At 42.6% G+C, this 12,663-nt stretch carries 10 protein-coding genes, 3 pseudogenes and 1 riboswitch; of the genes and pseudogenes, 5 read left to right on the plus strand and 8 right to left on the minus strand.

Features of this window, described 5'->3' with window-relative positions; genetic code table 11:
- The first annotated feature begins 640 nt into the window (after positions 1-640).
- Both GVY04_03685 and GVY04_03690 read left to right on the plus strand, forming a co-directional pair.
- Positions 641-1,201, plus strand: coding sequence for a Uma2 family endonuclease (locus GVY04_03685; protein NBD15261.1), 561 nt, complete (start codon positions 641-643; stop codon positions 1,199-1,201).
- Positions 1,202-1,561: 360 nt separating this feature from the next.
- A pseudogene (locus GVY04_03690) lies at positions 1,562-1,971 on the plus strand (ISKra4 family transposase).
- Positions 1,972-2,252: 281 nt separating this feature from the next.
- Here GVY04_03690 and GVY04_03695 read toward each other — a convergent pair.
- Together GVY04_03695 and GVY04_03700 are read right to left on the minus strand one after the other, a co-directional pair.
- Positions 2,253-2,420: pseudogene (locus GVY04_03695) on the minus strand (hypothetical protein).
- A gap of 5 nt (positions 2,421-2,425) precedes the next feature.
- Positions 2,426-3,283 (minus strand): acyl-CoA desaturase, encoded by an 858-nt coding sequence (locus GVY04_03700; GenBank protein ID NBD15262.1) that lies wholly within the window; start codon positions 3,281-3,283, stop codon positions 2,426-2,428.
- 416 nt (positions 3,284-3,699) lie between these two features.
- Positions 3,700-3,846, minus strand: a riboswitch (cobalamin riboswitch).
- A gap of 149 nt (positions 3,847-3,995) precedes the next feature.
- Between GVY04_03700 and GVY04_03705 the strand changes: the two are divergent.
- Positions 3,996-4,184: pseudogene (locus GVY04_03705) on the plus strand (hypothetical protein).
- Between the two features lie 152 nt (positions 4,185-4,336).
- Here GVY04_03705 and GVY04_03710 read toward each other — a convergent pair.
- From GVY04_03710 to GVY04_03730, 5 genes are all read right to left on the minus strand, one after another.
- Complete coding sequence (locus GVY04_03710; GenBank protein NBD15263.1) at positions 4,337-6,193, minus strand: protein kinase; 1,857 nt, start codon at positions 6,191-6,193, stop codon at positions 4,337-4,339.
- Between the two features lie 6 nt (positions 6,194-6,199).
- Positions 6,200-6,646 carry a VOC family protein gene (locus GVY04_03715; GenBank protein ID NBD15264.1) on the minus strand — a complete coding sequence of 149 codons (447 nt, stop codon included), beginning with the start codon at positions 6,644-6,646 and terminating at the stop codon, positions 6,200-6,202.
- 18 nt (positions 6,647-6,664) lie between these two features.
- Positions 6,665-7,171 carry a TIGR02652 family protein gene (locus GVY04_03720; protein ID NBD15265.1) on the minus strand — a complete coding sequence of 169 codons (507 nt, stop codon included), beginning with the start codon at positions 7,169-7,171 and terminating at the stop codon, positions 6,665-6,667.
- Positions 7,172-7,405: 234 nt separating this feature from the next.
- Entirely contained in the window at positions 7,406-8,491 is a 1,086-nt protein-coding gene (locus GVY04_03725) for a mechanosensitive ion channel (GenBank protein NBD15266.1), read from the minus strand.
- A gap of 92 nt (positions 8,492-8,583) precedes the next feature.
- On the minus strand, positions 8,584-9,699 hold the full coding sequence (locus GVY04_03730; protein ID NBD15267.1) for a mechanosensitive ion channel: 1,116 nt from the start codon (positions 9,697-9,699) through the stop codon (positions 8,584-8,586).
- Positions 9,700-9,890: 191 nt separating this feature from the next.
- Between GVY04_03730 and mnmE the strand changes: the two genes are divergently transcribed.
- The gene (gene mnmE / locus GVY04_03735; protein ID NBD15268.1) at positions 9,891-11,258 is read left to right on the plus strand and encodes a tRNA uridine-5-carboxymethylaminomethyl(34) synthesis GTPase MnmE; all 1,368 of its coding nucleotides are present in this window, start codon (positions 9,891-9,893) and stop codon (positions 11,256-11,258) included.
- A gap of 143 nt (positions 11,259-11,401) precedes the next feature.
- The gene (locus tag GVY04_03740) at positions 11,402-11,701 is read left to right on the plus strand and encodes a hypothetical protein (protein ID NBD15269.1); all 300 of its coding nucleotides are present in this window, start codon (positions 11,402-11,404) and stop codon (positions 11,699-11,701) included.
- Between the two features lie 71 nt (positions 11,702-11,772).
- Here the strand turns inward: GVY04_03740 and GVY04_03745 are convergent.
- The coding region (locus GVY04_03745; protein NBD15270.1) for a DNA helicase UvrD at positions 11,773-12,663 on the minus strand (891 nt) is incomplete at its 5' end.

Genomic DNA, 12,663 nt, shown 5'->3' on the forward strand with positions numbered 1-12,663 from the left:
GTTTTAACTGTCAGGACACTGATCAATATACCTCCATTCCAGACGCCCAATTCAAAGTTTCTTTTATTCGTAGCGGGTGGTCTGCCGCCAGTTCAGGGGCTCCTAAGAAACTGAATCAGTTTCTTGAAAGAGGGTTATCTTCAATTTTAATCGGGTTTAATGCGATACCCCAACCCTGCCCATAAACGGTTTCAATCCATTGATCGACATTAAGATCAGATAATAGTCTAACTTATGAGTTTGATACGGCTTTTAGCAAACACAGTCATTGTCACAGCAGGAAAGATCATCGAGAAACAGCCCTTCTTGGCGATAAGTTTCCAAGGGAGTCGTATCAATTCCCAGACGTTGCGCGATTGCCTCTGGCACCGAATCTTCGATTCGATCGCGCTAGCAACAACAGCAAATCGTTACGTCTTCTACAGTAATTTGCTAATTCTGCAAAGCGTCTAATACGGGTAAAACATCTTGTTTCTCTTTTACTTCAGGGAGTCGATCAGTCTCAAAGACTGTTATTGATTGATCATCAGCGTCAATGAGATAACCTAATTTTGTCCCCTTCAAATATCTAGTGGAATGAAAAGTGGAAAGACTCAGTTAACATGAATACAAAACCCCGTATTAAGTGACTCAAAATTTTATGGCACAAACGATCTCTTCTCCAATCACGTTAGAGGAGTTTCTAACCATGCCGACAAGCCAGGAGCGTTATGAACTCGTTGAAGGAAATATTGTTGCTAAGATGGCTCCCCAACGCTTTCATTCCAAAACCCAGCGTGCTTTATTACGTTACTTGGAAGAATGGGGAGAGTCTCGTGGTGAGGTAGGGATTGAATGGTCAGTAATTCTTCAGCGACGGGGTAAAGATTGGGTTCCCATTCCTGATTTATTGTTTGTGTCTCAAGAGCGCTTACCAGAGAATTTAGGAGATGAACCTTGTCCAGTACCGCCAGATTTAGCGATTGAAATTATCTCACCCAGTCAAACGTTTGGTGAGATGGCTGAAAAGGCAATGGATTACTTAAATGCAGGGGTGTTGCGGGTGTGGGTCGTTGATCCGCAAGCTCAAAGCATCACCGTATTTGCTCCTTATGCGATGCCGATTACTTATCGCGGAGATGAAAACCTACTGACTGATAGTACCTTACCTGACTTGAGATTAACGGCTCACGCCCTGTTTACGCAAGCTGGCTTGACTTGAAGACTCTCATCAATCAATCACAGATTATGTTGGGAGATTGATACCACTTTTAGCAAACACAGTCATTGTCACAGCAGGAAAGATTATCTAAAGAGGCGATCTGAAAATTCTATAATTTCAACCAACTAAATGGATAACCAAGGCACCTCAAACCAACGGGTAGGACTTTACGGTAAATTTGCTTGCAACCTAGTAAATAGGCAAAAGCTGGGTAAATATATACTTACCCAGCTTTTCGGTATAACGGCTTAACAACTTAATTTGAGAGTGAGAGAGGAGCAGAGGAGTGATTTATGCCGTCCTCAACTAACGAAAATAAAATTTACAGAAGTCCCCAAAAAGGAGATGAGCTCACAGACTCAACAGCGAGAACTTCTCAATTGGTATCATCTAGTCGAGAATTTACATAAAGTGGGAGGTTCTATCAAACGCCTGAAGCAAGCTGAAACTCTACTTTGGCAAGGAAAAGTTGAGGAAACGATGGCTTCGCCGGCGCCGGAGGCGCATCGCGCTGTTTGATTCTCTGAAAAAGAAGGAAGCGATTAATTTTTGCCGGTACTTACGCAAACATCAACATCGGATTGTTAATTACGAGTATTATCACTACTGAACAAATCTGTTCGATTGGCTCAGGTGCTGTCGAATCAGCAATCAAGCAAATCAGTAGTCGCATCAAAATTTCAGGAGCCCAATGGAGAGAGGAAAATGTTGCTCAAGTTCTCGCCCATCGATGTGCCTACCTTAATGGACTGATTGGAGTTCAAAGGTGACATGCTCCCTCATTGATTCTTTGGTTGTGCTATTCATAGTTAAATTTTGTGCAATAGTTCCTAGATTATAATGATAATTATTCTCATAGTCTAGCAAGGATGATTACTCCTGACAATTTTGGGGGAAGGAAGACAAGCGACACCAATGATTAATTGAGATGCCACTTGTTAGGAAGAGTCAGCAGGAATGAAGAAGAATCAAGACCGGATTAGGATTTGGCTTTTGATTCAATTTCTTGGCGTAAAGTTTGGGCGACCTTTACCATATTGGCAAAGCTAGTCGCCAAAGGGAAGGCATCCGCCGCCCAGGAGAGATAACTGTTCCAACGTTCGGGTTTGAGGGGAAATCCTTCCCGCAGGGCGGGTTCATCCATCTGAATCATTTTTGCCCCGGCTGCTTCCAAATCGGCGACTTCATCTCGTAAGGCAAGGGCAATTTGCATCGCTTGATTGCTCACTGTTTTGAACTTGCCATTCTGCGGACATTTTTGGCGATGCCCAGCCATTCCAGAATTCGGATCATCTGCCAAACCAAATCAATTTCCCACGCTTTGCACGAGAATTGAGCGGACGACTGAACCGCATGATGGTTGTTATGCCATCCTTCACCAAAACTCAAGAGTGCTACCCACCAACAATTTGTAGACCGATCGCTGAGATCAAAATTGCGATAGCCAAACAGATGACAGGCACTATTGACAAAAAACGTCGTATGAAAGCCAACAAACAAGCGGACAAATGTTCCCCAGATCAGAAATGGCATTCCCCCTAACCCGTAAAGTAAGGCAGCAAGGGCAATCTGCAAGATCAGATAATACTGATGACAAAACTCGTAAAATGGATCATTGGCGATATCTTTGGTAAAGTGAGCCAATTTCCCCTGACTCGGAACCTCATGTAAGACCCAATTGATATGACTCCACCAAAAGCCTTGGGTCGAATCATGAGGGTCTTGGGGGGAGTCCGTGTAAAGATGGTGCATCCGATGATACCCCACCCAACCTTTAACACCCCCTTGACCGGCTAAGGTCCCGCAGAAGATAAAACAGTATTCTAGTGCTTTAGGGACTTTAAAACTGCGATGGGAAGCCAGGCGATGATAGCCGAGAGAAATTCCCAAACCAATCGTTATGCAGTGGAGGACAATCGCGACCCCCACAGCAGAGAGACTAAAGTGACTGGGAAAGACGGCTAATAATGCGCCTAAATGAATGATGACAACAACTAAAACCAGTTCCCAACGCAGTCGCGGTGGTCGAGTGTGATCAGTTTTGTCTTGATTATTGTCTTGATTGCAGATTGGGTTTGCCATACGGAGTGGTAAAGATGAAAATAATTGCTAACAGAACTGCAACACAGGGCAAGACAAGAGTTACTTTCACTGTGCTGTTGTAAAGTTAAACGAGGCCAAAAATTCCTCATTCAAACTTCTATTCAGCAAAGCAATGAGTCATACTCGCTGCTACTAATCGTTTCTATTTGGTTTGGACAATTCTTCAACGCTTAGGTTGGGAAATTGAACAGTAAGCGATTCCAATCGCCATGATTCCAATTTTCTGATTCAGACCAACACCATTGAATTGGAAACGCCATCAAAGATAGCAAGAATTTGTAAGTGTCAAAACAGATTACTTCTGCACTGAAGCCTAATTTGAATTGACTTCGCCTGGAAAGAAGAGATTGTAAGTTAACCATCATCTAAAACCTCGTAGATGAAAATGAGCAATATTGGTAGTTGTTCAATTGGGCGGGCATTCTGACTGAGAAACAATTAATGTTTCATCACAGCTGCGGGACAGCGTCGGATTCACACCGAACTTTCCCCGTTTCCTTCAACAGGTGGCCTCTGTTGAAACCATTTTTACCAATGAGAGTATCCTAACATACCCTGTCTTCTGCTCAACTTCAATTCCTATCTTTTAATTAATGTTCTATGATTCGGGGCTTTAGATAAGATAGCATTAATACTAATCAGCTATCGCTAATCTTTTTCAATCTTGTGCTTACTTTTGAGGAGTCCAATTATGTCATTAATTCATTGGGATAAATCGGTTCTGTCATTTCACCTGAAAGAAATCATCGAAGATGGGAATGGGAATAATCCCCTTGCCTTAGCCGGGTTAGGGGTCATTGCAGCAAATGCTTTACTGGTGCCGGCAGTGATGAAATTAGGAAAACCAGTTCTGAAAGCGGCGATTAAGAAGAGTTTGTCTCCGAATCAAAATGTATCTCTCTTTTCAGCGCCTACGGCCAGCACTGAATTAACGCAAATCTGGCAACAAGCCGCGATCGCCGCCCAAAATAACCATCTCCAAGGGAATCGTGCATCAAAAGCATTATCCAATTAACGATCTTGCGACTCTGATTACAAAATTGCAATTTTAATTGTTTCATCTTCACTCCCACTGGCTAAATAAACGCCATCAGGACTAAAGGCAACGGTAGTGACCGCTTCGCTATGACGATGCCAACACCGTCGGTGAGGCTTGTGGTGGAAGAGTTCTGAGAGTCTAACCGTTTTGTCACTACTGCCACTGGCTAAATAGGTCCCATCAGGACTAAATTGCACTGCATTAATCGCCCACTGATGTCCGTGTAAGGTTTGTTTAACCATCCGAGTGGCCAGGTCCCAAATTTTAATACTACAGTCCCAATCGCCACTCCCACTGGCTAAATACTGACCATCGGGACTGAAATTTAGGCTGTACACCAGATCGCTATGTCCAGTTAGAGAAAACAACGGCTTAAAGGTGTACACTTCCCAAACTTGAATGGTTGTTTCCCCTCCCGCGATCGCGAAGTACTCGCCATCAGGACTGAGGGCAAGGGCTTTCACTTCTCCCTGTTCCCAACTGAAACGATCTAAAACTCGCCCCGTTTGCAAATTCCATAAGATAACTTCTCCCCCAATACTCCCACTCAGAACCGTATCCCCATAGGGACTCACCTGCAAACGTTTCACCCCAAAGCGATGTCCCTTTAAAGTTTGGTGTAATTTTTGTGTGGCGACATTCCACACTTTAATCGTTTTATCCAAACTGCCACTGACTAAAAACTTGCCATCCTGACTAAATTGAACGGTGGTGACCGGTGCCGAATGTTGAGCGAGTTTCTGATGATTCTGCCATTCTCCCACGCGCCACACGCGAACACAATTATCTTTTCCCACAAATTTTCCCCAGTCTGATCCCCCACCACTAGCCAGCAACAGACCATCAGGACTAAAAGTCAAGCTATAAATGGCCCCTTTCCCACTGTAGAGTTTAATGATCGAAGACGTTTCTGAAGAATTAGATGAGGTAGCACTAGAAGCAGCGGGAAGGGGAGACAAAACCCCTAATGCAGATAAGACTCCTTTAGGAGAAGAATAGCGATCTTTGAGATCAAAGGCGGTCATTCCATCTAGAATTGCAGCTAGGGAATCACTGATGGGGTCATCTTGGCGGTACTCTCGCCAAAAGAGTCGATTTTCTGTGGGATGATACAAGTCAAAGGGAGAAACGCCAGTTAAAAGATGAAGACAGGTGACACCGAGGCTATAAATGTCGCTGGCGAAGGTGGGTTTACCATACACTTGTTCCGGTGCGGCATATCCTGGGGAACCAATGATCGTGCCGGTTTTGGCTAAGCTGCGTAAGGAGGCAAGTTTAGCCGCACCAAAATCGACTAAAACATATTCGGCGTCTGTGTCATCACGATGAATAATATTTTCGGGTTTGATGTCTCGATGAATGACAGCAGCATCGCGCAGATAGTCGAGGACAGGAAGTAAACTGGCAAGGAGTCTTCTAATTTCTCGTTCATCAAATCTTCCTCGCTGGAAGAGTTCAGTTTCTAAGTTATCCCCGGCAATCCATTCTTGAATTAAATATTGATAGGTTTCTTGTTCGAGATGGGCGTATAACTGGGGGATTTGCGGGTGATCCCCTAATTCTTCTAAGCGTCTGGCTTCAGAATGAAAGAGTTGAATTGCTTTTTGGGAGTTGAGAATAATTCCCTGTTCAGTTTCGGGAAAAAATTGTTTAATAATGCAGGGACGATGATCTCTGAGATCTTCTCCTAAAAAAGTCCGTCCAAAGCGTCCACTGGCAATGAGTTTCTGGGGTTGATATTGTTGTGCAATCAGAAGCAGAAAGCCACAGTTTTTGCACTGTTGATCATGACTGGAATTTTTGGGTTGGGAACAGTAAGGATTTAGACAGTATGCAAAATCTCGATTCATTACCGGCTATGACTGGGGCTTTCCTTGGTTACGAATTATCTCCAATGGTAAGCCATCGGCATCCGCAATAAAGGCAACTTCATAGACGGTTTCTCCAATCATTTGTTGGGTCGGTTCAAGTAGCACTTTTAAAGGAGAAACTTGTTCTGGATTTTCTTTTGCGGCTTGTTGAAAGCGCGATCGCGCCCTTTTTAGCCATTCCGGTAAACTTTCTGCTTGTTCTGTTACATCAAACGAGAGATGATAATATCCCACATAATGTTCATCATGAAAGGCATCCGGTGCGGGTTTCGGTTGGGGAATTTGGATTAGTTCCAAGCGGGAGTGCCAACCTTCTAACCAACAGGCAAGGGTGTATCCGGTGGTAAACCGTTCTTGGATCGTAAAACCGAATAATTCATAGAACGCGATCGCGCGATGAATATCTCCGGTGCGAATGGAAACGTGATGCATCACAACTCAATTCTCTGCCTACTCAAATAACCGAAAATAGGGGTAGCGAACCGGAACGCCGGGTTCTTTTTCCAAATCAAAGTTAATTACGCCCCATCGCGGTTCTTCTTCTTCATCGGGACTAAAAATAATCGGTAAGCCATACAACCGTAACTGGTCTTCGGTACTTTCTCCCCAGCGCGATCGATGTTTTTCTAAGTAAGAACTGACTAAATCTTTATAGCGTTTGGCAATGATCACTCGCGTCGCGCGATAGCCTTGGGTATAGAGTCGATCCAGTGCTTCGTGAATTTCAAAGCGAATGCCATCGGGATGGGTATGTTGTCGATACCATTGACCATCCCACATCCGCCAACACCGTCCTGATTGTAAATGAACCAACTCTTCGGTTTTCGGATCGGCTTCAAACGCCCCGTGACGTGAACATAAATACGTATCGGTTAAGGTCAATGCCGGAATGGTTTGACGACAGTGAGGACATTTGATTTCCGCCCCAAAAATTGGGTATTGCAAAGCTGGATCCATACGTTCTTGCTCTTAAGTTGAGTTCTAGCCCGGGGTCAGTGTCTCTATTATATCGGACATGGAACTGAGGTACATAGGAATGCTGGAGATTTCTGACTGACTGTTTCACCTCAATTAACCTTGCAATGAACCTTGCTTAAAAAAATGGGTGTCATTCACCTGCTAAGGTTTGAACGAGCAATTTCTTACGTTATTGTTAACCCAAAGCTAATAAAAATACTTTTCTAATGTGACTTAAATTGTAACCGGAGAATCCACATAAACAGTCGGTTCCGTACAAGTAAATTCAATCCCATATCCGATTAATTTTTCTGTAATTGTTTCATTTGCGAGTTCGAGTAATCGCTTGCGGAGTTGGAAAGAGTTTTCGTTGGAACCCAGGATAAAAAAGGTGACACGAGCCCTCGTTCCTGGTTTATTTTCCGGTTGTAGTAAACTAATACGGGTACTTCCCGGATCAATCCCAAATAAGGCATTGGTACTTTCTTTTACCACTTGTTCGACTAAGGCTTCTTCTTCACCCTTTAAGGGTCTTAAAAAGTCAAGATAGAGAAGCGCCATCACTTTTTTACTGCGGGTAATATTTTCCACCACATCAAGATTAGCCATCGCAGAATTCGGAACAATAATTAACGTTCCTTTTGCAACTAAACGAATTTTAGTTGAACGAAGGCCAATGGATTCAACATTGCCCAGTGCACCATTAGGAAAAGCGGGATAATTCCAAAAGCGAATGTATTCACCCGGTGTAAATGGGCGATCAAGATACAAGACAAGTGTTCCTAACAACTGTTCTAAAGTTTTTTGGGCAGCAAAGGCAATGGCTAAACCGCCAATCCCCACACTCGCTAAGAGTCCGACCAGATTAATCTCCTGACTTTGGGCAAATGCGATCGCGGCAATAAAACCAATAAAAATATTAATTAATGTTTCAAATACTAATAATAACTCATCCACTTCTCGCCCCAATTTCCGAATAATTTCTAATCCATAAACTCGCATGACTTGTCGCACTAGGCGAGACGCCAGCCAAGCCAAGCTTAACACTAAAGCTAAATCGTTAAAGAAACGTAGAAAATTATAAAATGCTTGATATTCTTCTAAGACGTTTAAAGAGAGTGTCAGTAAGATAAATGTACCAGCAATTTGAAATAAGTTTTCAATTGGAGTAATGAGTTTATCGTAAATTACGCCAAATTGTTGAGGTGAAACCCGTGTAATCACTAAGCGAACGACTCGCAGTGAAGCATAATGGGAGATTACCAGAGACAAAAAAACTAAAAGGAGAAAGATGGCAAAAGTTTTAGAAAACTCGATCAAAAACGTTTGAGTTTGCTGATTAAATAATTCACTTTGTAAACTCCTAAAAAAATTCTGAAGCCAACTAATCATTGTTTCCATCCACTCGCTCCTTAAAGAGTAATTGGTGCATCAACATTGATTGTGCGTTCTTCTAGATTAAAGCCAATCCCAAACTCTTCAAGTTCACGATTAATATTTTGTCGGGCTGCATCTAAAAGTTGCCGGCGTAAATCCATAGAAACTTCCCCCGAACCTAAAATAAAAAAGCTAACTTGAGCTTGAGTAATTTGCATTCCATTTCTTTCAAGCAGTTTAAAGTTAATTTCAGTACTCCGTGGATCAATACCAAAAATCTCCTTAGTACTATTGGTTATAACTTGCCGAATAAACGCTTTTTCAGTATCGGAAATGGACTGAGAAAAATTAATATAAATCATGGAAATCACTTTCTTGGCACCTGTGAAATTTTCAATATTTGCCTCTGTCAGAAAGCTATTCGGAACAACCATTAACGTTCCTTTTCCTGAAATACGAATGCGAGTTGAACGTAAGCCAATGGATTCGACTCGTCCAAATGTTCCATCGGGTAAGCCAATATAGTCATCTGCTACAAATGGGCGATCTACATATAGAACGATGCCACCCAAAAGTTGTTCCAAACTTTTTTGGGCAGCAAACGCAACCGCTAACCCTCCCACTCCTAAACTAGCAATTAGACCAAATAAATTGACCTCATGGGTTTGAGCAAAAATAACAATAACAACTAAAATAATGCCAGCGTTAACAAGGATCTTTCCTAAAAGAAGCAGCTCACTATTAATTTTTCGCTTACTTTGAATGGCAGCATCTAATAAGTAGATGTCAAAATAGCGACTAAAAATGCTTGCTCCTAACCAAGACACTAAAATAGCAATAATTACAGCAAGAGGTACTTCAATTAAATTGAGCCATTCTGCTTCAATTAAATACTTAATAGTTAAATCTAACGTACTCAAAAAAAGAGTAAAAAATAGCCAATTCTGAAACGGAAAAAATGTTTTTTGGTAAACTGTGTTTGCTGATTGAGAAAAGAAAATCTGGTTTGTGGCGCTCGCAATTTTGGGAATTAGAGCTAATATAGTAATTAAACTCCCAATAATTAATAATAAAATCAGACCAGCAATAATCCTGGTATCAACTTCCATGGTATTGGGTGAATTATTTAAAAAATTTGATACGCTTTCCATGAGCAATGTAAGGATAGAATATTTTAGTATAATCAGTCAAAAGCAAAACACAACAACACAAACAAAAAAGCTTTTCTCCTGATTAAAGATCTGCTTCAAACCTTTAGTAGTAATTGTTAGTTATTAATTCTAAATTGTCAATTGCTTGCTAGGGATTTTCCTTGCTACTTTAGAGAAAAAAGGATCAGGTTATGCAAGGAGATACGATCGCTGCTATTGCAACGCCAGTTGTTCCCCAACAAGGGAGTGTGGGGATTGTGCGTTTATCGGGAGAAGAAGCCCTTTCCATTGCCAAAACTTTGTTTCAAGCACCCGGAAAACAAGTTTGGGCGTCTCATCGTATCCTTTATGGTTATGTCCGTCATCCGGAAACAAAAAAAGTAGTTGATGAGGCATTACTTCTCATTATGCAATCTCCCCGATCCTACACCAGAGAAGATGTAGTGGAGTTTCATTGTCATGGCGGTATGATTCCTGTCCAGCAGGTACTACAATTATGCTTAGAACAAGGGGCCAGACTGGCGCAAGCGGGAGAATTTACCTTGCGTGCGTTTCTCAATGGACGGATTGACTTAACCCAAGCCGAAAGCATTGCCGAGTTAGTGGGGGCAAAATCTCCCCAAGCGGGAGAAATGGCACTGGCGGGCTTACAGGGAAAGTTAGCCCAACCCATTCGAGAGTTACGCAGCACTTGCTTAGATATTTTGGCAGAAGTGGAAGCACGGGTGGATTTTGCCGATGAGTTACCCCCGCTGCCGGAAGGTGAGATTCAAAAGCAAGTGAAGGCGGTTCTCAAACAGGTTGAGTATTTCCTCGCGACGGCTGAACAAGGAGAATTGTTACGCACAGGAGTAAAAGTGGCAATTGTCGGACGTCCGAATGTGGGAAAATCCAGTTTGTTAAATGCTTGGAGTCGCAGCGATCGCGCCATTGTTACAGATTTACCGGGAACCACCCGCGATGTAGTCGAATCCAATTTAGTGGTCGGCGGAATTCCCGTAGAAGTCTTAGATACCGCAGGAATTCGGGAAACCGAGGATCAAGTCGAAAAAATTGGCGTTGCGCGATCGCGCAGTGCGGCCCAAAAAGCAGATTTGATTCTACACACTATTGAAGCCCAACTCGGGTGGACGCAAGAAGATGATCTCATTTATGACCAAGTGAAACATCGCCCCCTGATTCTGGTGATTAATAAAACCGATCTAACACCAGCCAGTGCGGTTCATTATCCGGATACAATCCAAACCACTGTGGCAACTGCAGTGACCCAATCGCAAGGCATTGAAGAATTAGAACAGGCAATTCTCAACTTAGTACACAAAGGTAATCTCAGTGCAGCCAATCGTGACTTTGCCATCAATCAACGGCAAGCGGCTGCCTTAACGCGGGCAAAAACGGCCTTACAGCACGTCCTTGAAACCATTGACCAACAACTCCCCTTTGACTTCTGGACAATTGATTTACGCAGTGCCATTCAAGCGTTGGGAGAAATTACGGGGGAAGAAGTGACCGAATCGATGCTTGATCGCATTTTTAGTCGCTTTTGTATTGGAAAATAGAGCGCAAAAAATAATAATTGATACTTTTGATGTTGATTAGTTTGATGTCTTTTGCCTTTATTGATAGTTATGGAAGTAAAGTTAATTTTTAAGGTAAACCAAAAACTGTTAAAATAAAATTAGTTAAAGTTGTAGAGAAAAATATGAGCTTTAATAGTTGGAAAAATTATCAAACATCTGCTTTTTGGGATTATATCATCTCCGAACACAATGAGCTAGAAGAAGAATTCTATCGTAAGCTAGCCGGAGAATGTCACAACAATGTAACTGAATTAGCGCGCTTAATTGAAGCAGATATCAAGAAAAATAAGCCAGATGTCTCAGGTTTTTATGCCGAAATACTTGATGTGGCAATTGAAGAAATTGATTTTGATCAAATTGCACAAGCCATTGTTGAAGATGTGAAAGAATATCTAGAGGAAGATAATGCCATTTCTTCTTAAATTTTTCAAGATTCTAAAAAATAGCGATTAATTTTGGAACGAGCATCTGCTAGCGAGAAACGATTTTTAGTTCAACGCGATTGCGCTGATTCAATAACTGCTGTAGGAAATGCTTTTTGCAGTGCGGGAAAGAAAGGAGAAGGATCTCTATCTTGCAGAGGATTTGCCCCTTTCCGGTTAAATTGATTCCAGCGAAAGGGGGCTTTTTGGGCGGCAGATAGCCAGAGTAAGCGTTTTGCCCGTGTGATCGCAACATAAAAAAGACGATATTCTTCTGCGGTTTGCAATTCTCCGGCTTTTTGCCAGGCCGTTGTGGGTTTATCCAACGTAATCGCTTCTCCTTGATACTCGCTGTGGACAATTTCGCGAATGCGCGATCGCGCTACCTCCGATAAGGTAAAGTCACCGAGAAATTTGTGTGGGGTCGGCACACGCGGTTGACCCGGCAAATTATCTTTGTGGAGAAAGGGGATAAACACATAATCCCAATCTAGTCCTTTGGCTTTGTGCATCGTAATAATCGTGACCTGTTTCGGTTTCACGTATTGGTCATCACTGTCTTCTTCGATGCCCATAAATTGTTCTGTATTGATAATGCCACTGAGGGCAGCAATAATTTCTACAACAGAACTGCGTCCTTGGGTTTCTTGACGCACCCGTTCCGCTAATTTTTGTACCGTTGCCAGTTCGGAAGCTTGATAATTGAGGGTTAATCCGAGAAAGGAAATCAGTTGGTAACTGGGGAGTTCAATGCGGGCTTTGAGGAGACTGCGACAATAATGGGCGGCTTTTTTTGCGGCTTCCGTTTGGGGTGGATCGAGAGGACTGGGATAGAGGAATTGTTCGGGGTAAGTGGCAAGGGCGTTGAGGTCTTGTTTGGGAATTAAACTCCGTTTCGTTAAGACTTCCAAGGTTGCTTTTGTGTACTCACCCGAATGAGGACGATTGAGAAATTGGAGGAG

It is taken from the genome of Cyanobacteria bacterium GSL.Bin1 (genome assembly GCA_009909085.1).
GTDB lineage: Bacteria > Cyanobacteriota > Cyanobacteriia > Cyanobacteriales > Rubidibacteraceae > Halothece.

What these genes read in the sequence shown, in the direction of transcription:
- GVY04_03685 (NBD15261.1), top strand. Translation starts at nt 641, where the DNA reads ATGGCACAAACGATCTCTTCTCCAATCACGTTAGAGGAGTTTCTAACC.
- GVY04_03700 (NBD15262.1), bottom strand. Translation starts at nt 3,283, where the DNA reads ATGGCAAACCCAATCTGCAATCAAGACAATAATCAAGACAAAACTGAT.
- GVY04_03710 (NBD15263.1), bottom strand. Translation starts at nt 6,193, where the DNA reads ATGAATCGAGATTTTGCATACTGTCTAAATCCTTACTGTTCCCAACCC.
- GVY04_03715 (NBD15264.1), bottom strand. Translation starts at nt 6,646, where the DNA reads ATGCATCACGTTTCCATTCGCACCGGAGATATTCATCGCGCGATCGCG.
- GVY04_03720 (NBD15265.1), bottom strand. Translation starts at nt 7,171, where the DNA reads ATGGATCCAGCTTTGCAATACCCAATTTTTGGGGCGGAAATCAAATGT.
- GVY04_03730 (NBD15267.1), bottom strand. Translation starts at nt 9,699, where the DNA reads ATGGAAAGCGTATCAAATTTTTTAAATAATTCACCCAATACCATGGAA.
- mnmE (NBD15268.1), top strand. Translation starts at nt 9,891, where the DNA reads ATGCAAGGAGATACGATCGCTGCTATTGCAACGCCAGTTGTTCCCCAA.
- GVY04_03740 (NBD15269.1), top strand. Translation starts at nt 11,402, where the DNA reads ATGAGCTTTAATAGTTGGAAAAATTATCAAACATCTGCTTTTTGGGAT.